General features: G+C 51.8%; 20 protein-coding genes and 1 pseudogene. 10 read left to right on the top strand and 11 right to left on the bottom strand.

The features are described 5' to 3' along the window. Positions 1–167: 167 nt before the first annotated feature. The 3 genes from nagB to PK629_09395 all read left to right on the top strand — a co-directional run bounded on the left by nagB (position 168) and on the right by PK629_09395 (position 3125). Complete coding sequence (gene nagB / locus PK629_09405) at positions 168–881, top strand: glucosamine-6-phosphate deaminase (GenBank protein HOP11690.1); 714 nt, start codon at positions 168–170, stop codon at positions 879–881. A 142-nt stretch (positions 882–1023) separates the two neighbouring features. Beyond that, complete coding sequence (glmM, locus tag PK629_09400) at positions 1024–2367, top strand: phosphoglucosamine mutase (GenBank protein ID HOP11689.1); 1344 nt, start codon at positions 1024–1026, stop codon at positions 2365–2367. A gap of 95 nt (positions 2368–2462) precedes the next feature. After that, on the top strand, positions 2463–3125 hold the full coding sequence (locus PK629_09395; protein ID HOP11688.1) for a UDP-N-acetylglucosamine pyrophosphorylase: 663 nt from the start codon (positions 2463–2465) through the stop codon (positions 3123–3125). Positions 3126–3219: 94 nt separating this feature from the next. Here the strand turns inward: PK629_09395 and PK629_09390 are convergent, their stop codons facing one another. After that, on the bottom strand, positions 3220–3921 hold the full coding sequence (locus PK629_09390) for a hypothetical protein (GenBank protein HOP11687.1): 702 nt from the start codon (positions 3919–3921) through the stop codon (positions 3220–3222). 33 nt (positions 3922–3954) lie between these two features. Beyond that, complete coding sequence (locus PK629_09385) at positions 3955–4719, bottom strand: MBL fold metallo-hydrolase (protein ID HOP11686.1); 765 nt, start codon at positions 4717–4719, stop codon at positions 3955–3957. Positions 4720–4889: 170 nt separating this feature from the next. Here PK629_09385 and PK629_09380 point away from each other — a divergent pair, with 170 nt between their 5' ends. The 5 genes from PK629_09380 (at position 4890) to PK629_09360 (ending at position 11065) form a co-directional block, all read left to right on the top strand. Further along, on the top strand, positions 4890–5801 hold the full coding sequence (locus PK629_09380; protein HOP11685.1) for a sugar phosphate isomerase/epimerase family protein: 912 nt from the start codon (positions 4890–4892) through the stop codon (positions 5799–5801). Positions 5802–5834: 33 nt separating this feature from the next. Further along, on the top strand, positions 5835–6746 hold the full coding sequence (locus PK629_09375) for a sugar phosphate isomerase/epimerase family protein (protein HOP11684.1): 912 nt from the start codon (positions 5835–5837) through the stop codon (positions 6744–6746). Positions 6747–6780: 34 nt separating this feature from the next. After that, a complete protein-coding gene (locus PK629_09370) occupies positions 6781–7695 on the top strand; it encodes a sugar phosphate isomerase/epimerase (GenBank protein ID HOP11683.1) in 915 nt (304 codons plus the stop codon). An 88-nt stretch (positions 7696–7783) separates the two neighbouring features. Beyond that, on the top strand, positions 7784–8473 hold the full coding sequence (locus tag PK629_09365; protein ID HOP11682.1) for a hypothetical protein: 690 nt from the start codon (positions 7784–7786) through the stop codon (positions 8471–8473). Positions 8474–8593: 120 nt separating this feature from the next. Beyond that, positions 8594–11065, top strand: coding sequence for a glycoside hydrolase family 38 C-terminal domain-containing protein (locus PK629_09360; GenBank protein ID HOP11681.1), 2472 nt, complete (start codon positions 8594–8596; stop codon positions 11063–11065). A gap of 103 nt (positions 11066–11168) precedes the next feature. Here PK629_09360 and PK629_09355 read toward each other — a convergent pair whose 3' ends face one another. Together PK629_09355 and PK629_09350 are read right to left on the bottom strand one after the other, a co-directional pair. Beyond that, positions 11169–11759 (bottom strand): cyclase family protein, encoded by a 591-nt coding sequence (locus PK629_09355; protein ID HOP11680.1) that lies wholly within the window; start codon positions 11757–11759, stop codon positions 11169–11171. Next, the gene (locus tag PK629_09350; GenBank protein HOP11679.1) at positions 11756–13096 is read right to left on the bottom strand and encodes an aminotransferase class I/II-fold pyridoxal phosphate-dependent enzyme; all 1341 of its coding nucleotides are present in this window, start codon (positions 13094–13096) and stop codon (positions 11756–11758) included. Before PK629_09350 ends, PK629_09355 begins: the two co-directional genes overlap by 4 nt. 182 nt (positions 13097–13278) lie before the next feature. On the opposite strand from PK629_09350, the gene PK629_09345 reads away from it, so the two are divergent. Beyond that, complete coding sequence (locus PK629_09345) at positions 13279–14511, top strand: lysophospholipid acyltransferase family protein (GenBank protein HOP11678.1); 1233 nt, start codon at positions 13279–13281, stop codon at positions 14509–14511. A 77-nt stretch (positions 14512–14588) separates the two neighbouring features. On the opposite strand, the gene tsaA is transcribed toward PK629_09345, so the two are convergent. From tsaA to ychF, 7 genes and pseudogenes are all read right to left on the bottom strand, one after another. Beyond that, positions 14589–15032 carry a tRNA (N6-threonylcarbamoyladenosine(37)-N6)-methyltransferase TrmO gene (gene tsaA, locus PK629_09340; protein HOP11677.1) on the bottom strand — a complete coding sequence of 148 codons (444 nt, stop codon included), beginning with the start codon at positions 15030–15032 and terminating at the stop codon, positions 14589–14591. 146 nt (positions 15033–15178) lie between these two features. Beyond that, the gene (locus PK629_09335) at positions 15179–16096 is read right to left on the bottom strand and encodes a Gfo/Idh/MocA family oxidoreductase (GenBank protein HOP11676.1); all 918 of its coding nucleotides are present in this window, start codon (positions 16094–16096) and stop codon (positions 15179–15181) included. 140 nt (positions 16097–16236) lie between these two features. Next, positions 16237–16857: a CDP-diacylglycerol--glycerol-3-phosphate 3-phosphatidyltransferase gene (pgsA, locus tag PK629_09330; protein ID HOP11675.1), complete on the bottom strand. Its 621-nt coding sequence runs from the start codon at positions 16855–16857 to the stop codon at positions 16237–16239. Between the two features lie 39 nt (positions 16858–16896). Beyond that, positions 16897–18225 (bottom strand): 30S ribosomal protein S12 methylthiotransferase RimO, encoded by a 1329-nt coding sequence (gene rimO / locus PK629_09325; GenBank protein HOP11674.1) that lies wholly within the window; start codon positions 18223–18225, stop codon positions 16897–16899. Next, positions 18215–18829, bottom strand: coding sequence for a regulatory protein RecX (locus PK629_09320; GenBank protein HOP11673.1), 615 nt, complete (start codon positions 18827–18829; stop codon positions 18215–18217). The genes rimO and PK629_09320 overlap by 11 nt, the downstream gene beginning before the upstream one ends. Then, positions 18822–19940 (bottom strand): recombinase RecA, encoded by a 1119-nt coding sequence (gene recA / locus PK629_09315; GenBank protein HOP11672.1) that lies wholly within the window; start codon positions 19938–19940, stop codon positions 18822–18824. Before recA ends, PK629_09320 begins: the two co-directional genes overlap by 8 nt. A gap of 555 nt (positions 19941–20495) precedes the next feature. Then, positions 20496–21701, bottom strand: a pseudogene (gene ychF / locus PK629_09310) (redox-regulated ATPase YchF). A 169-nt stretch (positions 21702–21870) separates the two neighbouring features. Here ychF and PK629_09305 point away from each other — a divergent pair. Further along, positions 21871–23280, top strand: a complete 1410-nt coding sequence (locus PK629_09305; GenBank protein ID HOP11671.1) for a trypsin-like peptidase domain-containing protein — start codon at positions 21871–21873, stop codon at positions 23278–23280. Positions 23281–23453: the final 173 nt, after the last annotated feature.

Here is a 23453-nt window from a genome sequence, read left to right as displayed (position 1 = left end):
AGATTTCAAGACGCGTTTGAAACCGCCATGATGGCGGTGCGTATTGCAAGCGGCTTTAGCCGCATGCGGGTATCTCATCCGCCGGTTGCAAAATGGAGGGGTTTCGAATATAATAGGGAGGTGTGAAAACACGGATTTTAAAAATCCGTTTCGGAGGACGTTGATTCATGAAATTATTCGTTGATACCCCTGAAAATATCGCGCGCGCAGCCGCAAAAAAATACATAACGCTGCTGCGCGAGAAGCCCGACGCGGTGCTTGGATTCGCCACAGGATCGACGCCGCTGACGCTGTATAACGAGTTGGCGCGGCTGTACAAAACAGGGGAAATCAGTTTCAAACAGGCCAAAACATTTAATCTCGACGAATACGCCGGGATGAAAGGAATCGAAGAACAGAGCTACCGCCGGTTCATGGACGAAAATCTGTTTTCCAAAATCGACATTGCGCGAAGCAACACCCATGTGCCGTCCGGAATGGACATCGACGCCGCACCGCTTTATGATGAGGCGATTGAGGCGGCAGGCGGGATTGATCTGCAGCTGCTGGGCATCGGAAACGACGGGCATATCGGCTTCAACGAGCCGGGAACGCCGTTCGGCAGCAAAACCCACCACGTCAAACTGACTGAGATGACAAGGGAAGCCAACAAGCGGTTTTTCTCTTCCGTTGATGAGGTGCCGACGCATGCAATCACGATGGGCATTAAAACCGTGATGAACGCGAAAAAGATCATTTTTATCGCGTTGGGCGAAGATAAAGCAGACATCGTAAAGCAGGCGTTTTTAGGCGAAGTAACACCTGAAGTGCCGGCTTCGGTGCTGCAGTTGCATCCGTTTGTGGAAGTGTATTTGGACAAATCGGCGGCAAAGAAATTATAAGATCATCTTGAAAGTTTCACCGTCCGGTGCGAAGAAACACATGAAAAGGCGGTACAATCGGTATATCGGCGAAATCGCCGGAACACTTTATAAATCCATGATGTAAATTGAAAAAATATAATCATGAAGAGGGAGAGTGCCAATGGGCAAGTATTTCGGAACAGACGGATTTCGCGGAGAGGCCAACGTCGGCCTGACTGTAGATCACGCCTTTTTGATCGGCAATTATCTGGGTTGGTATTTCGGACGTGAGCACAAATGCAGCATTGTGATCGGCAAGGACACGCGCAGAAGCAGTTATATGTATGAGGCGGCACTGTGTTCGGGGATCACTGCGGCCGGTGCGGACGCGTATATCATGCACGTAACGACCACGCCGAGTGTCTCGTATGTGGCGCGCACCGAGGATTTCGACTGCGGTATTATGATTAGCGCAAGCCACAATCCGTTTCAGGACAACGGCATCAAGCTTTTAAACCGAAACGGTGAAAAGATGGACGCCGAGATCGAGGCCGAGATCGAACGTTATATCGACGGCGAGATCCCCCGGCTGCCGTATGCTACCGGTGAGAAGATCGGGCGCACCATCGACCATTATGCGGGCAGAAACCGCTATATCGGATATTTAATTTCGCTGGCAGTCAATTCATACAGGGGCAAAAAGGTGGGTCTGGATTGCGCCAACGGCAGCACCTGGATGATTGCAAAAAGCGTCTTTGACGCGCTGGGCGCCGATACTTACGTTATCAACAACACACCGGACGGCTTGAACGTCAACCGAAACTGCGGCTCGACGCACATTGATGGTTTGCGGAAATTTGTCGTCGGCAACGGGTTGGATATCGGATTCGCCTTTGACGGAGACGCCGACCGCTGTCTTGCGGTGGATGAAAACGGGGAAGTCGTCAACGGCGACAAAATCATGTACATTTGCGCGGCCAGCATGAAAAAGTTTGAACAGCTGGGCGATTCCAAAGTCGTTACGACCGTAATGTCGAATTTCGGGCTGTATAAGGCGCTCGATAAGCTGGGCATCGGGTATGAGAAAACCGCCGTCGGCGACAAATATGTCTATGAAAACATGGTCAAAAACGGCCATCTGATTGGCGGTGAACAATCGGGGCATATCATTTTCCGCAAATATGCCAACACCGGCGACGGGATTATTACGGCCATCAAAGTGATGCAGACGATGCTCGAGAACAAAACGCCGCTTTCCAAACTGACCGAACCGATGGTTGAATACCCGCAGGTGCTGAAAAATGTCCGTGTCAAAGACAAGGACGCGGCACTGAATGCCGCAGCGGTGAAAGAGGCGGTGGCGAAAGCTGAGGCACAACTGGGCGACAGCGGACGTGTCCTGCTGCGCAAGAGCGGTACCGAACCGGTGCTGCGCGTGATGGCGGAGGCGTCGGACGCAAAGGTCTGCGAGGAACTGGTGGACGGCATCATCGGTGCCATCGAAGGTGCGGGGATGTTGGCGTAACCGCGTCTCCGGGAAGATTCTTGTTTGCGAGATCCTTCGTTGCGTGTTTCCAAAACACGCTCCTCAGGATGACAGCTTTAGCGGAGGGATGAAAGATGAACTGTAAAACCGTTGACATGCTCGATTTGACCAAGACAAAAGCCGCACCGTTGCTGTTGGGCGTTGAATATCCCTGGGAAGCGCTTGACAAGCTGAAAAGCTTTATCCTCGAAATCGGCGCGTTTTTGCCGGAGAATGAGTATGATCACCCGCAGCCCGACGTCTGGATCGCGAAAGATGCCGTGATATTCGGATCGGCATTTGTCAAGGGACCGTGCATCATCGGGCATAAGACCGAGGTGCGGCAGTGTGCGTTTATCCGGGGCAGCGCGCTGGTCGGAGACGGATGTGTAGTCGGCAATTCAACGGAATTAAAAAATGTGATTTTATTCGATAATGTGCAGGTGCCGCATTTCAATTACATCGGCGATTCGATTTTGGGCTATAAGGCGCATATGGGCGCGGGCGCGGTCACTTCGAACGTCAAGAGCGACAAGACCGACGTGGTTGTCAAGGACGGCGGCGAATGCCTTGCGACAGGACGGCGTAAACTCGGTGCGATTTTGGGTGATTTCGTCGAGGTCGGCTGCAACAGCGTGTTGAACCCGGGAACGGTCATCGGGCGTAACACCAACATCTATCCGCTGTCATGCGTGCGCGGGGTGATCCCCGAGGGCAGCATCTATAAAACCGGCGGTGTGATTGTGAAAAAGCAATAAAATAATACATATTGTATATATAATCGATAAAAATACCCCGTGTGCAGGATTTTAATCTGCTTGCGGGGTATTTTTTAAAAGTCGTATTGAATTATTAATCAGGGGCGGAGATGACGATGTAATATTTCCAGAGCTGTTTCACGGCGGTGACCACTTCTCCTGCCAGAAAGTAACGATCCTTCCCCTTGGGTGAACCGTCGGGAAAGAACCTATCCCATGTGTTGGGGTCATAGACTTCAAAATAAGTGGTGCCATCGATAACCCGATACCCTTTGACGATTATGTAATGGTTGCTGTTGTTGATACCGTATTTATTGATGCGCTGCTCCGAACTGAAATCGGCGGAGATGTATTCCATGTCCAGCAAAAGTATGAGAATATTGCCTTGATTGAGTTCCTTTTTAAAAGAGAAAACGCTTGCTTTTTCATAAGAGAAAGGAATATCGCTCTGCTTGAGGTAAGACCCCATCACTTTTGCAGTCCAACCTTTCCCTGATAAAATGAATTGCGCACGCGCTTCTTCGACGGTTTCGGAGAAATTTTTGTCGTACCATTTAGCAGCCATGACACAGCAGGCCGGACCACAGTTCATTTTGCTGTGGGTTCCGGAATCGTATTGGTCAACATACCACTCGTAATCCCGGCCGTTGCAGACATAGCGGGTCTCATTTTCGCCGAGCCCCCATTTTTCAAGATTCTCGGTGGAGATCGGTGTCCCGACATTTTTACCGCACCCGGTGTAAAATAACATCAAAACCGCAAAAAGAACCGTAAAAATATGGATGGCCTTTCTCATAATGAAACCGTTCCCTTTCTTGAGAGGATCGTTTTATATCTGAATCGTCATGCCGTCGCAGGTGGGAATCATGCCCTCGGGGACGAGGCGGGCGGTGCGTTCGGCGTGGGTGTCGTGGTGCAGCGTTCGGGACATATGGGAGAGATAGATTTTGGTTTCGGGCGTTGTGATGCCGAAAGTAGCGAATGATTTTAACATCATGCGGATCATCGGGATACTATTGTGTTCCGCCATGCGGTAATCGCCGTCATAATCACCGACCGTCGCGTCGAGGATCATCGCGTCGAAGGCGGCGTCTTTCAGATAATAATAACTTTGGTGCAGCATCCATGCGCCGTCGCAGCCGTAGAAAAACTTTTTGCCGCCGCGCTTGAAGATATAATGCAGTGGAAACGCGTCGTGGTTGGCCATGACTGCACTGACCGTGGTGTCGCAGCAGTCGTATTCGGTTTCGGGTATGATGCCGATGACATGCGCGCCCGGGAATTTGAAGGTCGCATCGGCACGGCACCAGATGCGCGGCTTAGCGCCCGACATGAGAAGCATCGAGACGGCTTCCGGGCGGAAGTGATCGTCGTGCAGGTGGGTCAAAAAGATGTCGGTGATGTCTGAAAGCGGCGTCTTTGCAATGAGCAGCGCATCGTCTGTATGCGGGCCGCAGTCGATAAGAATATGCCCGTCGACCAACACCGACGAACAGCGCCGCACATCGTCGTCAAAACGGTTTTTATAGGTGGTTTCGAGTTCCGGAGAAAAGTCGGCGGCACCGGTACCGAGGAATTTGAGTTCGAAAGACATAAGACACCTCGCAAATGAAATTTCCGTATCGGATAAACAATGAATATATATACGGAATGTTTTATTCGGTGAGCATAAAACGGATTGATTCAATTATATTCGGCTTTTCTGCGGTTGTCAATCAAGCGCTTGGGGTGGTATAATGAATCATTAAGCGCGGAGGTGCCGGTGTGAAAAAGAGTATACAAACCGTGAAAATTATCGACACGCTCGGACCGAAAGCCGGATTTGCAGCAATTAAAAAAGCCGGATTCGACGCGGTGGATTACAGCATTGATTTATTGTTTTCCCGCAAAGAGATGTTAACGGGGAAACCGTCGGAGCGTTTCAAAGACGAAAATTTGATTCCGTTTATGACCGAGGTGCGCGATGCAGCCCGTGAAAACGGCATCGAATTCGGGCAGATGCATGCGCCGTTTCCGTCTTGGATTGACGGCGAACCGGCGATTACCGAAAATATCTTTGAGACGATTGTCAAAAGCATCGAGATGTGCGAATTCTGCGGCTGTACGCGGCTGGTCATCCATCCGGTTTATATCCCGGATGCGCGAAATCCGCTGTCCGCAACCGCTTCGTATGAGATCAACCTCCGACTGTTCGAGGCGTTGATTCCATATTTGAAAAAACATAATGTGATCGGATGTTTGGAGAACATGCCTTTGCGGGATCATGTGAAAAACCGGATCTATGCGGGGGTGTGTTCAAATGTACACGAGGCAAATGCGCTGCTCGATGAACTCAACGCTTTGGCAGGTGAGCGGCGGTTCGGGTTTTGTCTGGACACCGGGCATTTGAACCTGATCGGAGCGGATCAATACGAATTCATCACAGCACTCGGTGACCGGTTGGAAGCGCTGCATATTCAAGACAATAACGGTGAGGAAGATGAACATCTCGCGCCGTATATGGGTACGACAATCTGGGAGCGTTTCTTTGAGGGGATAAAGGCCGTCGATTACAAGGGCAATCTGAGTTTCGAAGCCGGAGGTGCGGTCGGAATTTATTTGCCCGACTTGCTGGAGAGCGTATTAAGATTGATGGGCGATACGGCCGATTATTTTTTAAAACGAATCAGGGAATAATGACGTATAAAATTCAGGAGGAACAAATCGATCATGCAAAAATGTATCCAAAGCGCTTTGATCACCGATGTGAAGGGACCGAAAGAGGGTTTTGCCACGATTAAAAAGGCCGGATTCGATGCGGTGGATTATAATATAGATTTGCTGTTTACCCGCAATGAAATGCTGAGCGGGAAGCCGTCGGAAAATTTTAAAGACGAGAATTTGATTCCGTTTATGACCGAGATTCGCAATGCCGCGCAGGAAAACGGAATCGCGTTCGGGCAGATGCACGCGCCGTTTCCGACTTGGATGGACGGGGAAACTGAAATCAATGAAAATATCTTTGCGACGATTGTCAAAAGTATTGAGATGTGTGCATTCTGCGGATGTCCGCGGTTGATCATTCATCCGGCTTTTATTCCGGGCGCCCGTGCGCCGATGTCAAAAAAGTGCGTACACGAAACCAATGTCAAATTTTATTCGGTGTTGATTCCGTATTTGAAAAAATACAATGTGATCGGCTGTTTGGAAAATTTGTTTTTACGGGATTATGAGAAAAAGCGGATTTATGCGGGGGCATGCTCCGATATACACGATACAAATGCTTTGCTTGATGAACTCAATGATATTGCAGGCGAAAGGCGGTTCGGATTTTGCCTGGACACCGGTCATCTGAATCTGATCGGCGCCGATCAATATGAATTCATCACGGCGCTCGGTGATCGGTTGGAGACCCTGCATATCCAGGACAACCACGGCACAGAGGATGAACATCTTGCGCCTTATATGGGCAACATCATTTGGGAACGGTTTTTTGAGGGTCTCAGAGCGATAAATTACCGAGGGAATTTGAGTTTTGAGACCTTCGGCGCGGTCAGGATTTATCCGCCTGAAATGGCCGAGAGTGTATTGAACCTGTTGGGTGACACCGCCGAATACTTTAAGCGTCGGGTTACGGAATAATAAAAACGCAATGCGGGAGGAAAGCAAATTGACTATGAAAAAATGCGTGCAGAGCGCCCGGATTACCGAGGTGATGGGGCTGAAAGAGGGTTTTGCCGCCATCAAACGGGCCGGGTTCGACGCGGTGGATTACAACATCGACCAACTGTATTCCGGGAGCGAGATTATGAGCGGAAAACCCGCGGAAAAGTTTAAAGATGAAAATCTGATTCCGTTTATGACCGAGGTTCGCGACGCGGCGCGCGAAAACGGTGTCGAATTCGCACAGATGCACGCGCCGTTTCCCTCTTGGGTCGACGGAAACGGAAAGGCCAGCAAGAATGTGTTTGCGGCAATCGTCAAGAGTATCGAGATGTGCGAATTCTGCGAATGCCCCCGGATGATCGTTCATCCCGGATTTGTTGGGAACGCCCGCTCACCGCTGTCCAAAGAGCGCGAACACGAGGCCAATATCAAATTGTATACCGAGCTGATGCCCTATCTGAAGAAACATAAAGTGATCGGTTGTTTGGAAAATATGTTCCGGTATGACTCGGAGAAAAAGAAGATTTATGCGGGAATTTGTTCGGATATGCACGAGACGATCACTATAATTGATGAGCTGAATGAAATCGCAGGAGAGCGGCTGTTCGGCTTTTGCCTGGACACAGGTCATTTGAATTTGATTGGTGTGGATCAATATGAATATATCATGACACTCGGCAACCGGTTGGAGACACTGCATATTCACGATAACCACGGTGTGGATGACGAGCACATCGCGCCCTATATGGGTAATATCATTTGGGATCGCTTTTGCAAGGGGCTGCACGATAGCGGTTACGAGGGTAATCTGAGTTTTGAGACCTTTGGCGCGCTCAACCTCTATCCCGATGAATTACGCGAAAGTGCATTGCGTCTGCTTGGGGATATCGCTGAGCTTTTTAAACGGAAAGTATGGCAGGATTGAGAAAAACTCTTTTCATAAAGGACGCTTTGTGATATAATACTGAAGTTGTTTGGATTTGTCACAAATATTTTAACAGGAGGAACACGATATGAAAAAACTTTTGTCTCTCATTCTCGCGCTTGCTCTGATACTGATGTTGCCCGGCTGCGGTTTACTCGGCAAGGCCATTTCCAAAGCCGAAAGCATTGCTTCGGATTTTGCCGAAAGCACCTATTCCGAACCCGATGAATATTCCGAACCCGAATACAGTTATGATGAAAATTATGATTATTCGGGAAGCGATACGATTTACGGGCAGATGACCGCTGAGGAAAAAGCGTCGTTCATCCAACAAGCCGCACTGTCCGGATGCACCGTGACGTTTAACGCCGACGGCAGCACCTCGTTCGCTTATGAAGACGGCTCCGTCACAACCCAGAATGCTGACGGCACATGGGTATATTCTGACGAAGACGGTACGAACATCACACAATTCGGTGGGGAATGGCCGGATAACGAGTTCACCCGTCTGGTGCCCAAGCCCGATTTCGGCGAACTGCTCGGTGCAGTTACAAGTGAGGATTCGTTCTATGTCTCGTTCACCAGTACCGATTTAAATCAGGTGCGTGCCTATATTGAGCAAGTGAAGGAAACGGGCTTTACGGTTGATGCGACGACAACCGATGAGTCGGCTTTCGGTATTGCGGTGGTCTCTTATACCGCCTATAACGCAGCGGGTTATAAAATCGAGATCGCCAGCACGATGGGTGTGAACGGCATCACGATTTCCAAGGAATAATTGAAGCATATTTTCAGACAGCGCGGCATTTGCCGCGCTGTTTTTATTTTGCTCTTGATTTTCTGTGGGTTTTCCTTATAATTAGGAATGATGAATTTTTGCGGTGAAAGGACAACAGAAATGAAAAACCAAAAACCACGCGTGCATCTGATCGGGAATGCGCATCTTGACCCCGTCTGGCTGTGGCGCTGGCAGGAGGGTTATGCCGAAATCAAGGCGACCTTTCAGAGCGCGCTTGACCGAATTGACCAGTTCGATGATTTTATCTTTACCACGGCCTGCGCCGCGTATTATCAGTGGATTGAAGAGTCCGAACCGGAGATGTTCGAAAAAATCAAGGCCGCCGTCAAGGCGGGGAAATGGTGCGTGGTCGGCGGTCAGTGGATTCAGCCCGACTGCAATATTCCCTCGGGTGAGAGCTTTGCGCGTCATGCGTTATACAGCCAGCGCTATTTCGAAAAGAAACTCGGCGTAAAGGCAAAGGTCGGCTACAACGTCGACTCGTTCGGTCACAACGGCAATCTGCCGCAGCTGTATCACAAGAGCGGTATTGAGGCCTACATCATGATGCGGCCGCACAATGGAGCAGAAAAACAATATCCGTTCGCGGACGGCATTCCGTTTTTGTGGGAAGGTATCGACGGTACCCGACTGCCGACATTTCATATTCCGACCCGATATGGCAGCGACATCAACGAAAACGAGCTGAAGATCATCGAGGATATCGCCGTCAAGAGCGGGCGGAGCGAATCGATGGCTTTTTTCGGCGTCGGGAATCACGGCGGCGGTCCGACCATCAGCAATATTGAGCGGCTGCACAAAGCGCAGGAAGAGGACCGGCCGGTTGAATATATCATCTCCACGCCGGATCAATATTTCGACGAGGTGATGAAAAAAGCCGAGTGCGAACCGCTGCCCGTGCTGACAGGCGATTTGCAGCACCACGCGAGCGGCTGCTATTCGACGCACACCGAGACCAAATATCTGAACCGTAAATCAGAACAGACCTTGATGGCCGCCGAGAAATGCGCCGTTCTGGCCAACCGCAAACTCGGATTGAAATATGACAATCTGCGGCTTGAAAAGGCCTGGGAAAAGGTTTTGTTCAATCAGTTCCATGACATTATGGGCGGCTGCTCCATCAAGCCTGCATACAGTGATTCTCGGGATTTTTACGGCGAGGCGCTCACCATCGCTTCCGAGACCTACAACATGGCGCTGCAGAAAATCTCCTGGGCGATTGATACCGACAAGGGCGTTCGGTTTTTATCGAAGGATAACGACTGGAAACTCTGGGAGATCGAAAATAAAGGTGTTCCGGTCGTCGTATACAACCCGCTGTCCTGGCCGGTGCGTGCAACGGTGCAGATCAACCGAAAGGACCTCGCCGGCCTGACCGACGAAACGGGCGGCGGGAAGCTGTTTCAAAAAGTGCGCGGGCCGCAGCTTAACAGCTCCGGCGACGCAAGCAATGTGATTTTCCAAGCCGATCTGCCGGCGATGGGCTACCGCACCTACTGGGCGTATCTGAACGAGGCGAAACCGGGTGAAAAACCGCTGCCGCTCAGAGCGACCGAATTTTATATGGAAAACAACTTTATCCGCATCGAATTCGACCATAAGACCGGATTTTTAAAAAGCATTTACGACAAGGTTTCGGGACTGGAACTGCTTGCGGGCGCCGGTGCGAAACCGGTCGTCGTCGACGAGACCGAACTCGACACCTGGGCACACAACGTTTTCACGTTCCGAAACGACATCGGCGCGTTCGAAAAAACCGAAATCCGTGTGATCGAGACCGGGCCGGTTCGCGCAAAAGTGATGGTCAGATCGGCTTACGGCTCCGCCAGCGAACTCACACAGATGTTCACGCTTTATGCCGACGGCAGAGATATCGAAGTGGACGCAAAGCTTTTCTGGAAAGAGAAGCACAAGCTGCTCAAGCTCGCGTTCGAGACCAAAGCCGTTGATTCGAAAGCGGTATTCGAAATCCCTTACGGGTTTATCACCAAACGGTCCGACGGAAAAGAGCAGCCGGCACAGTGTTGGGCTGCGGTTGAGGACGAAACGCGCGGCCTTGCGATTTTGAACGACGGGAAATACGCCTATGACGTCAAAGAGGGCGAAATCCGACTGACTGTGGTGCGCGGCGCGATTTATGCCGATCATTTCGGCGGAAGCGGGCGCGACGATTTGTGCGATTATCAGGAACAGGGTGAGCACGAGTTCAAATATATCATCAAGCCGTATGCGGGTTCGTTTGCCGACGCCGGAGTTGTTCGGCGGGCATGGGAATTCAACAGTCCTGCGGTGCATGTCATGGAGACCTACCACAAGGGCACGCTGCCGCAGACACTCGGCGGCGTCGAAATTGACAATGAAAATGTGATTTTGTCGTCGCTGAAACAGGCGGAAGAGGAAGACGGCGTGATCGTGCGGCTGTATGAGTGCAACGGAAAAGGCGGCGATGCCTGCGTGAAACTGCCGTGGCTCGGTGCCGAAATCAAGGCCTCGTTCAGCCCGTGCGAAATTAAATCGTTTAAGATCAAAACGGACGGAAAAATCGATGAAGTTAATTTAATCGAAGAATAATCAAGACAAAAACCCTGCCGCAGCCATTGGCTGCGGCAGGGTTTTTATAAGTGAATATTTGTATGGCTTTTCGTTGCGGGCGGATGATATCCGCCCCTACATTTCAAAAAATCGCGACGGCGCGGACAAACGAGGCCTCGGCTTCGAGCGGAAGCGGAAAGGCGTTGAATTTGAAGGGCCCGTGCAGTTGTTCCAAACCCGTCAGGTTTTCGACGATGCAGATATCGTGTTCGAGCAAATACAGGTGCACCGTAAACGGAAGAGCATCGGGAGACGGAAAATCCAGACCGATGAGTTTCACGCCGGAGGAAACCAATTTTTCGGCGGCGGTCATATCAAGAGCGGGATGGGCCGTGAAGTATTCGGGTTTGCCGAAGCGTTTATCCCAGCCGGTGAAAAACAGCGGAATATATCCGGGTTTCAGTTCAAAGTCGGATGCGGTAATCACGGATTTTCCGCGCACGTCGAACACCTGCCCGTCGCCGTAAAAGCGGTCGAGTGGGATATCGGCGCAGGTCGTATTGCCGAAAAGCAAATGCATCGGCAGATCGACATGGGTGCCGTTGTGCAGGCATCCGCCGATTTCATAGGAGATATAACCGGTCGTTCCCTCGCGCTTTGTCAGCCGGAAAGGCGGATCGCCGGGATAGGCCGGGGTATGATCCGTGAGTTTATGCGAGAGGTCGATGATCATTTCTCGGGTTTCTTAGCACCAAAGGTGAACCAGACGCCGGCGGGTTCGGGGAACTCGGTCGGGTCGGCCAGCAGTTCTTTGTAATTGGCGGCGACCTTTTTGATGGCGGCAGCGAACTGATAGATGAGTGCTTTGTCATATTTCTTCATCCACGGGACGGAATAGATTTGGCTGTTGATGGCGGCGGCGACCGGAAGGGAAGCGGTTGCTTCACGCACGTCGGTCTTTGTGAAGGCAATGCGGGTGGGTTTGCCGTCGTGATAGAGGTCGGCGGTCTGCATCATCGGATGTGTGTGCAGCGGGCGGTTGGCGCCCGGGTTGAGATCGGGTACGCCTTCGGCGCGGACAGCCGCGCAGAATTTAGCGATCGGGAGTCCGCCGAGTTCTTCGGCTTTGTATAATCCGTGGGCGTAATACCATCCGGCCATGGTTGAACCGGTTTTTTCATCGACGCGGTGGGCGCGGACACCGGGAACGCCCTTAAGCTGATCCCAAAATTCATTCATCGTCTTGCGAATTTCTTTGCAGCGTTCGTCGTAATATTTTAATTGTACAAGCCCGATGGCGGAGGACATCTGGTGTACGCGGCCTTTGAGCCCGCCGAGCGGCAGACCGACCAGCGGAATCAGGTCGGGATCGGTAACGTTTTCGGGGTTGTTGCGCTCGTAGTGGCCGTAGACCAATGCACGCTCGTAATACTTTCGGTCATTGCAGACAAAGATACCCGCTTCGCCGATGGCGAACGACTTGCCGCTCATCAGGCTCATGGCGGCGACGTCGCCGAACGTGCCGAGCATCCTGCCCTTATACATACCGCCCTGGGCGTGTGAGACGTCTTCGATGACCTTGACGTTATGTTTCTTGGCGATGGCCATGATTGCATCCATTTCCGCCGGATGGCCGAGATAATGCACGACCATGACCGCCTTGGTATTCGGGGTGATGCGGCGTTCAAAATCGGCCGGGTCGAGGCAGAGGGTGTCGGGGTCGATATCGCAGAAAACCGGCGTTGCACCGAATAAGTACGCCTGAATGCAGGAGGCCCAATAGGTCAGCGACGGGCAGATCAGTTCGTCTCCGCGCCCGAGGCCGATGGAAAACATCGCCGCTGCAAGCGCCATGGTGCCGCTGCTGTAGCCGACGGCGTATTTCATGTCCATCCACTTGGCGAATTCGTTCTCAAATTTGATTGTGATATCCGTGCCGCTCATGGCTGAGCGGTGCAGCACGTCCAAAACCGCTTTTTCTTCTTCTTCGCCGTAGATCGGCCAACGCAGAGCTTCGGTCGGATCAAGCGTGACGGTTTTCGGGCCGCCTAAGAATGCCAGTTTGCTCATAAAAATACCTCCGTTAAGAACTTGAGTCCAGTATAACAGATGGTGCGGAATTTGACAATGCCATTTTACGATTTATACGATGAATGGAAAATCACGCAAAGACGAAAAATGTGCATGCGGAACTTGCCATGATATACACCGGATGATATAATGCTTGTATCGGAACAAGGGGGATTTTTAACATGGCCGATATCGCGCAAAACCGATACGACGAGGACCGCTGGACCAAGGGACTGGCGCGCAACAAGGTGATGCAGGAATTTTTCCGGCACACGCTGGGGATCTATATCAAATGGAAATTCAACTATCGGTTTGAAAAATATACGCCCAAAGAAAAATCGTTTTTGCTGCTGGTCAACCACACCAACGATAACGATCCGTTTTTGGCGTCGCTGATTTTTTCCGGCTATATCCGATTCGTGGCGACCGAGCAGCTGACTGCGGGGCCTGCGGGAAAATTGGTCTCTTTTTTGGTCAACCCCATTCCGCGTAAAAAAGCCGCAAGCGCGGACGATACGGTCGAGTATATCAAAACCAACCTGCGGCTCGGGATCCGCGTGGCGATGTTCCCCGCGGGGGTCGTTTCGATCAACGGGCAGAGCGGCTATTTTTCGCCGCGCACCGGGGAACTGGTGAAAGAGAGCACCGGCGGGCTGATTACCTGCCGCATCACGGGCGGGTATTTGTGCTATCCGGTGTGGGCGAAACACCGCCGAAGAGGCCCCGCCGAGGGCAAAGTCGTGCGCGAATACACCCGCGAAGAACTTGACAAGATGAGCGTCGAAGAGATCAACGCGGCGATTGCGAGAGATTTATACGTCAACGCCTATGAGGAACAGCGGAAAAACCCGAAAGTTTACCGCGGGAAAGCGTTTGCCGAGGGATTGGAAAACGCGCTGTATATCTGCCCGAAATGCCACGGCGTCGGGACGATGCGGAGTGAAAAAAACGACTATTTCTGCTCCTGCGGGTACAAGGTGACGCTCGGAGAGACCGGATTCTTTGCAGGCGAACATGTGGTATTCGACAATGTGCTGGACTGGGATTTATGGCAGCGGGAATATATCAAAGAGCAGGTTCCGATTTGGAAGCAGGACAGCACCGCACGGATTACCGCTGACGACGGGGAATCGCGCAAAGGGATGAAATTGCTCGAGACCTCCGGCAGAAAACGGCGCCATGTTTTGATGGAAAACGCGCAGGTCCAACTTTACTGCGACCGGTTGGAACTGGCCGACGGAGAAAAGACGGAGACCTTTTTGCTGTCGGACATCAGCCGAATGGGCAGCTACCGTTCGAGCGGGTTATTGTTCACCTGCAGCGGGCGGTATTACGAGGCCGCCTCGAAGCACGAATGGCCGGTGTTCAAATATGTGGCGCTGTGGCGGTTTTTGACCGGCAGGCAGTATTTATAAAATAGGCACTCTTGTTATGACCACCCCGTCCGCTTCGCGTCCACCCCTCCATAGAGGGGAATTATTAGGATGCCATTTTAAAAGTAAGTTTCCATCAGCGTTTCCACCCATTTCGGGGTGGAGGCGTCTTTTTTATCGTACTGCGGGTAATAGGGCTTGATGTCGAGCACGGGGGTTCCGTCGATGGCGTCGAGGCCTTTGACCGTAAGGATGTTTCCGCTGACGGCGATGATCTCCACGGCGGTGATGCCGATGGGGTTTGGGCGGTCTTTGGCGCGCTGGGCGAAAATGCCGACCATGGGCATATCTTCGCGTCCCTGCGGCCTGCGGACAAGGTGCTTTTCGGGGATGTATTTGGCCTCGTTCAAATGAAAAACGATGATCGCATGGTTGAATTCGGCTAAGCCGGTCAACCCCTTTTCATATTCGGGGGCAAGGATGATTTCTGAAATGACGGTTCCCCAGTTGTAATCGACTTTTTCAGTCACAGGACATTTGACGGTTCCGATGGGCGTAAACATGTTTCGCTCCTTTGTCATGGATAAATATAATAATGTAGGGGCGGATAATATCCGCCCGCTAAAGCAAAAAGTAAATGAAAATACAGTGCTTTTACATCTCGTTATTCATATTAATATAAGGGCGGGATATTTCCCGCCCCTACAATTTATAATGTGATTTCTTTGCCCGTTTTGATGGATTGGTCGATGGCCCAGAGGACGTTGACGGCTTCTTTCATATGGGCTTCGGAGAGTAATGTCTTTTTTGCCTCGATGGCTTTGGCGAATTCCGAGAAGCCGTAGAAATAGCTGCCGGGGATATCGAAATCGCGGTAATCGGTCTCTTTGCCGAGGTGCATCATCACGCGGTAACGGTAGTTTTCGCTGACAAAATGCAGGACGCAATCCTTATCGGCATATTTCAAAATCGCGGTGGCGTTTTTGCCGTCGGCAGCGCCGAAGACGCTCTTGACGCCGTAGCCGAACACCTCGAGTGCGCACTCGACCAGATGCTGACTATAGAAAAACAGGTTGCCGTAATCGTTTTCCATCGAGACCGCGTAGGTCATCGAGCCGCCCTTGAACTGGTCGCCGGCCGCCTCGACCGTCTTTTTGCAGTCCAGAATTGCAGGGACATATTTGACCGTCGAGCCGCCCGCGACAACCGCGCCGCTCTTTTTGGCTGCGGCAAAGATCGCGTCGGTGTCTTTCGGGTCGATGGTGAACGGTTTGTCGATCCAGGTCGGCATGCCTTTTTCGATGAACGGCAGCGCGTATTTGGCGTGCAGGCCGCCGTGCCGCCAGACCACCATCACGCCGTCGACTTTGTCAAAAAGTTCTTCCGGGGTTTTGGCGATATAGGGGATCTTGCCGACTTCGGCGACTTCTTTATTGCGCTTTTCGTCGGTACCGAAGATCGCCGTGACCTTGTAATTCGGGAACGGGAACACCGCATTGCCCGAGGCCTTGAGATCGGGGCAGAGAAGTTTGGCTTGTTCGTCGTTGGGATCGAATCCGACATTGAGCAGTTTGGAGAATGCGTCGGCATGGGAGTTGTCCGAGCCGACAATACCGATTTTGAACATAGGGTATGACCGTCCTTTCGAGTGCAATGTGCAGAGAGTAAATATTTTTAATTATAAATTCTTGAACCACCCCGGCATGAACATCATAGATGTCCATGCCACCCCTCCATAGAGGGGAATTATTCGTCGGACACGGCCGCTTATATTTTGAGCGCTTCGCGATTGTCCCGGTAGTACGTCCAGCCCGACCAGATGGTCAGAACAATCATAATGATGCCGGTGACCATGATGACGATGTTGAAAATCGGCTGGAACGTGTCGGCGTAAAAAGCGCTTTTTTCCGGAAGCCGAAGATTGTCGGTGAAAAACATCGCGAACAATTCGAAGCCGATATAAATGCACTGGAAGGTGGTTTTGAGTTTGCCCCAGATGTTGGCTCCGATGACTTTTCCCGAGCCGCCCGCCGCGACCAACCGCAGGCCGGTCACGATCAACTCGCGCCACAGCACCACACAGGCCACGACCGTCGGCAAAATGGCGGAGCCGTCGAGTGCGGCGATGCCGATCAGCGCCGTAAGGGTCATCAGCTTGTCGGCCAGCGGGTCCCAGAACTTGCCGAACGCGGTTATGAGATTGTATTTACGGGCGATTCTGCCATCGAGCAGGTCGGTGACCATCGCAATCGCAAAGATAATACCCGCCCAGAGGATATTCAGCGGGATGTCGTTGATCAACAGGAAAAACAGAAAGAACGGGACGCAGAAGATGCGAAACATCGTCAGTTTATTGGGCAGATTCATTTTTTCTTTTTTTGTTTCCATCGCAGTAAAGCCGCCTTTTTCAGAGATTCGCGTTTGAAATCAATTTTCGGAGAGGTCTCCGACCAGATCGAGGTCAATTGCCTCGGTGATTTTGACGTTTACCCGATCGCCGGGTTTTAGATTTTTGCCTTTGAAGAACACTTTGCCGTCGACTTCCGGGGCGTCGGCGTCGCTGCGCCCAAACCAACGTTCCGCCCAGCGGTCATAACCTTCGACCAGTACTTCGACGGTTTGGCCGATTTTCTCGCGGTTTTTTTGCTCCATGATTTCGTTTTGCGTGAGCATAATCAGTTTCATGCGGCTTTTGGCGGTGCGTTCGGCACAGGCATCGGGCAGGGACGCCGCGAGCGTGCCGTCCTGCGGAGAGAAAATGAAGCAACCGAGGCGGTCGAATTTCGCTTTTTTCACGAATGACAGCAACGTATCAAACGCTTTTTTATTCTCTCCCGGGAAACCGACCATTACGGTGGTACGCAGGGTTACGCCGGGAACGCGTTCGCGCAGTTTTTTGATCAATGCCAAAAGGGTTTTGTCGTTTCCGCGCCGATTCATCAGTTTCAGGACTTTTTCGTCGGCGTGCTGCAACGGCAGGTCGATATATTTGACGACCTTGGGATTATTGGCAAAACAATCGATAATTTCGTCACTGATGCGATCGGGGTAGAGATACATGATGCGGATTTTTTTGAGCGCCTCGATTTCGGAGAGTTTTTCAACCAACTCGGGCAGTGCCTGCTTTCCGTAAAGGTCTTCGCCGTAACGGGTCGTGTCCTGTGCGATTAAAATCAGTTCGCTGACGCCGCCGTCGGTGAGCTCTTTGGCCTCGGTGACCAGTTCCGGGATCGGCACAGAACGAAACGCACCGCGGATAAACGGGATCGTGCAATAACTGCAGCGATTGTCGCAGCCGTCGGCGATTTTTAAGTACGCCCAACCGTCCGGCGTTGAGCGGATACGGTCGCCGGTCAGTTCGAGTTTTTCGGGTTCGTTGATTTTGTAAAGTTTTTTACCCGCTGCGGCCGCTTTGATGGCCTCGCAGATATCGCTATTATGTCCGGGCGAAATGATGCAGTCGACTTCGGGCAGTTCGGCCTTGATCTCCTCGGCGTAGCGCTGCGCCATGCAGCCCGTCACGACGATGCCTTTAATACGTCCTTCTTTTTTGAGTGCGGCGTATTCGAGGATCGTGTCGATGCCCTCCTGCTTGGCATCGTCAATAAATGCACAGGTATTGACGATCACCACATCGGCGTTGGTAACATCGGGGAGTATATTAAATTCGTTAATATACAATTTGTATAAGATACGTTCGGCATCCACGAGGTTTTTGGCACACCCGAGGGTTACAAGCGCGGTATTAATCGCCATTTTCAAGTTCTCCGTTCGTGTATTGGGTCAGGGCGCTTTTGATGTCGTCCCAGCGAAAGCCGAGACGTAAAAGCGCCTGAGCGACCTTTTTGGGGCCGTCTTCTTTTTGCAGTTTCAGGCGGTATCGGCCTTCGAGCAAAGCGGTGATCCGCTCTGCGGGATTGCTGTCGAGGTCATCAATCGCATTTCGTGCGGTTTCGGAATCGACACCCTCTGAAATCAAGGTATAAACCGCCGTTCGTTCCGACATCTTTTTGCCGGTGATCAATTGTTGGGCTCTGCGGGCGGCGTAGGCGCTGTCGTCGAGGTAACCGTCGCTTTCGAGACCGTCGACCACGACCTGCGCGATTTCCGCATCGTCGCCGAGTTTTTTGCAGAGTCCCGCCTTGGAATAGTCCTTGAGACCGAGGAAATAATAAGCGCGCCGTAAATAGTCCTCGGTCAGACAGCGGCGGCGGAAGTTGGAAAGCTCGGTGTCGGAGAGTTCGTCGCCGTCGGAATAGTCCTGTTTGCGCACGACCGGTGCGTAAGCGGTGAAAAACGGCTCATCGTCGACGGTGACAATTAAATTATGTTTTTGTTTTTGAAACGAGAGCTTATTCATCGTCGACTGTGATGTCGATATCTACCCGTTTCTTGGGTTTGACCGGTTCGTCAGAATCGTCGTCAGTTTCGGCGGAAACGGCCTTTATGCCGCCTTTCGGTTCTAATTTTGAATCAACCGCGCCTTTTTTGATTTCCTCGCGAACGAGATTATACACTTCGTCAAAGAGTTCTTTGTCGTTGGAAAGCATTTCTTTGACATTATCGCGCCCTTGACCGAGACGGTTTCCTTTAAAGGAAAACCAAGTCCCCGCTTTTTGGATGATTTCGAAATTGATGGCATTATCAAGCACTTCGCCTTCTTTTGAAATGCCCTTGCCGTACATGATATCAAATTCGGCGACGCGGAAAGGCGGTGCGACTTTGTTTTTAACCACTTTGGCCTTGGTGCGGTTGCCGACAACGACGGTGCCGTCTTTGATGGCGTCGCTGCGGCGGACATCAATGCGCACGGAGGCGTAAAACTTCAACGCGCGGCCGCCGGTCGTGGTCTCGGGGTTGCCGTAACCGCCGACTTTTTCACGCAGCTGGTTGATGAAGACGACAATACAATTATTATGGGAGGTGACACCTGCGATCTTGCGCATGGCCTGGCTCATCAGACGGGCGTGCATGCCCATCGTGGCGTCGCCCATGTCGCCCTCGATCTCGTTGCGCGGAACCAAAGCAGCAACCGAGTCGATGACAATGGTATCAACCGCGCCGGAGCGGATCAGCTGTTCGGTGATTTCGAGCGCCTGTTCGCCGTCGTCGGGCTGGGAAATCAGCAAATTGTCCGTATCGACGCCGAGGGCTTTGGCATAGGACGGGTCGAGCGCGTGTTCCGCGTCGATAAAAGCCGCCTGACCGCCGGCCTTTTGGGTCTCGGAGATGACGTGCAGCGCAAGCGTGGTTTTACCCGAAGATTCGGGCCCGTAAATTTCGATGATTCTGCCGCGCGGAATGCCGCCGACACCGAGTGCGATATCAAGGTTCAGGGAACCGCTGGAGATCACGTCGATCTTTTTGTCGCCGCTGTCGCCGAGTTTCATGATGGCGCCTTTACCGAAGCGTTTTTGGATTTTGGCCAGCGCCGTCTGCAATGCGGCTGCTCTTTGATCGTTGTCTGCCATTTTTACGGTCATCCTTTCATATTAGGCATTTCATAATGGTCTCGGTTGATGTTATTTAACCGTTAAAATTATACCATATTGACGTTTTTGTAGCAAGGGATTTTTCGGAAAAGGGCGGATTTTCCGCGCGGCAATGTTGCTATCGGGAACTTATGGTTCCCGCGTCCCAAACGCGTTATAAAATCTGCGTGCCATTAACCACATAGCGCGCGCTTCACACTTTGGTACGATTTTTAAATATGTAAAATGTACGCGTCCGTAGGTTCGAAACGGAATGGATGCGATCCGAGATCGTTCCAGACGGCGTCGGGCTGCCGGAATTGAGCGGAATGAAACAAAACGATTTCGTTGGGCGGCCGAGGTTCTTCATACAAGATTTCTGCCCTCTGCTCTTTCATCTCTGTCTTCTCGCAGGGTTTGGAACGGCCAATGGCCGTTCCCTACAACGGATCACACATTAAAAAGAACGACGTCGCCGCCCTGCATGACGTATTCTTTGCTTTCGCTGTCAGGCGATTGCTGCGGACAAGCTCCTTCTCTGGAAGAGAAAGGAAATCACACATTAAAGCGGAAAAGAACGACGTCGCCGTCTTGCATGACGTACTCTTTGCTTTCGCCGTCAGGCGATTGCTGCGGACAAGCTCCTTCTCTGGAAGAGAAGGGAAATCACACATTAAAGCGGAAAAGAACGATGTCGCCGTCTTGCATGACGTACTCTTTGCCCTCGCTGCGGACTAATCCCTTCTCTTTTGCTGCCGCGATTGAGCCGTGTTTCATCAATTCGTCGTAAGCGATGACCTCGGCGCGGATAAAGCCGCGTTCGAAATCGGAATGGATTTTGCCGGCGGCCTGCGGCGCTTTGGTGCCTTTTGTGATGGTCCACGCACGTACTTCGGGCTGCCCGGCGGTGAGATAGGAGATCAGACCCAGCAGATCGTAGGCCTCGGCTACCAGACGATCGAGCCCCGACTCTTCCATACCGAGGTCGGATAAAAACAACAGCTTTTCGTCCGGGGTGAGTTCGGTGATCTCCTCCTCGAGTTTGGCACAGATGGGCAGCACTTTGCTTCCGGTTTTCGTCGCTAATTCGCGTAAGCGGACGAGGCCCGCGTTTTCGGTCTCGGATTTAAAATCGGCCTCTGCGAGGTTGGCGGCATAGATCATCGGCTTGCTGCTTAAAAGACCGGAGTTGTGCAGCCAAAAATCCTCGTCATCACCCGAGGTCTCAAACGAATAAGCGGGGTTGCCGTCTTCGAGGTGTTTGGAAAGCCGCATGAAAAAGTCGGCTTCGATGTCATATTTCTTGTCACCTTTGGCGTTCTTGCGGGCTTTGTCTTCGCGGCGGGCGGCCAATTCGAGATCGGCAAAGATCAGTTCGAGGTTGATAATGTCGACGTCGCGCATCGGATCAACACTGCCCTCAACATGGACAATTTCGGTGTCGTCGAAACAGCGCACGACCTGCACAATGGCGTCAACTTCACGGATGTTGGCCAGAAACTTGTTGCCCAGTCCCTCGCCCTTTGAAGCACCGCGCACCAGCCCCGCAATATCGAGGAATTCAATGACGGCGGGCGTGATTTTGACAGGATTATAAATTTTCGCGAGTGCGTCGAGACGCTTGTCCGGTACGGCCACGACGCCGACGTTCGGCTCAATGGTGCAGAACGGATAATTGGCCGCTTGAGCGCCCGCGTTGGTGATCGCATTAAACAGCGTGCTTTTTCCGACATTCGGCAGACCGACGATTCCGACTTTCATTTTACATTCTCCAAAGCAAAACATTATTTTTTTATCACATTGACATCACAAAGCAGCGTGATAATTCCATTATACAACGTATGCGGGGCGTTTTCAAGCGCCGGGAAAAGGATACGCGAAGCGCATAAACCCGCGACGGAAGTCAAAAATCTTTTCGGAGGTATGACAGATGGCCTTTTTTGAAGAAAACAACGGCGGGAGCCTTCCGCAGGAACCCAAAAAGCCGGATGAGAATATGACCTCGAATCCTTCGGATTCGGCGGATTCGGTGAATCCGATCAATTCGACTCCGGTGTCTGAACCGGTCCCTGAGCCCGACAGCGCTCCTGCAACGGATTTTTTGGCGGATTCGCAGCCGGAGCCCCAGCAATCACAGCCTCCGGTTCAACAACCTTATTACATTCCGCAGCAGCAGCCGCAGGGTCCCAAAGATCACAAGGATTCGGGCAAGAAACTCTCCAAGGGCAGTAAGATTTTTATTTCGGTGATTGCAGTCATTACCTGTTTGGTAATGATCGGCTCGGCTATCGGTATTGCAGGTGCGCTCAACGGCAATAACGCAGGCAATTCTACCGTTAGCACACCGATCGACAACACCGGAAGCACCGTCAGCTCACCCAACGTCACGCTTGACACCTTAATCACCCGTGAAAGCGAAAATAACCTCTCGGTGGAAGAGGCATATGACAAGGTTGTGCAATCGGTGGTCGGCATTAAGACCTATGTTTTGAGCAGCATTGAAGTATATGCCGAGGGCACGGGGATGATCATTTCGGAAGACGGCTATATTTTGACCTGTTATCACGTGGTTGAAGACTGCAACAGCATTACCGTTACCACCAACGACGGCAGCACTTATGAGGCGACTATCGCCGCTTATGATGCCAATACCGATATCGCGGTTCTTAAAATTAACGCCACCGGTTTGACGCCTGTGGAATTCGGTTCAAGTGATGACACCGGCGTCGGCCAGTTCGTGCTGGCGGTCGGTAACCCGGGTGGTGAACAGCTCTCCAGCTCGCTTACGTTCGGCGTTCTCTCGGGCAAACAGCGTGAGAGCTCGCTGGCAGGATATAATACACTGCTTCAGTTTGACGCAGCCGTCAACCCCGGCAATTCCGGCGGTCCGCTGTGCAACCTGAGCGGACAGGTGATCGGGTTGGTTTCCTCCAAGATTGCCGATATTGATTACGAGGGCATCGGGTTTGCGATCCCGTCCGATGAGGTACTTCCCATTGTTCAAAATCTACTCGAAAACGGTTATGTCACCGGCAGAGTCCGTCTCGGCATCACCGTCAGCCAGTATGAGGATTACATTGTCACGGCCAACAATCTGCCCGGCAGCGTATATGTCGTCGAGGTTGCGGCCGGAACCGATGCCGCTGCACAGGGTATCCGGGAGGGTGATATTATCACTGCCGTCGACGGAGAAGCCATTACATCCACATCGCAGATGGTCTCGATTATCCGTTCACATGAGGCCGGGGATAAGATCAAGATTTCAATTTTCCGCAAGCAGGGCGGTTTGACTGATACATTGACCCTGACCGTCACCCTGTACGAAGATAAAGGTCAATAAATCGTTTGCACAGCAAACGATTCAGAAGAACGTTTCTGACATAGCGTTCTTATCATTCTTAGAATTTACATTACCAACACTTTTCTTCATGAAAATTCTCCTATACAAAAACGGCGGTCGAAAGGCCGCCGTTTTTGTATAAAACCATTGTTTTCTGCAGGGATAATAACGCG

This window comes from Oscillospiraceae bacterium, from assembly GCA_035380125.1.
Taxonomy (GTDB): domain Bacteria; phylum Bacillota; class Clostridia; order Oscillospirales; family JAKOTC01; genus DAOPZJ01.
Note: the sequence above shows the minus strand (reverse complement) of the source record. Positions and strands in the feature narration are given on the sequence as shown.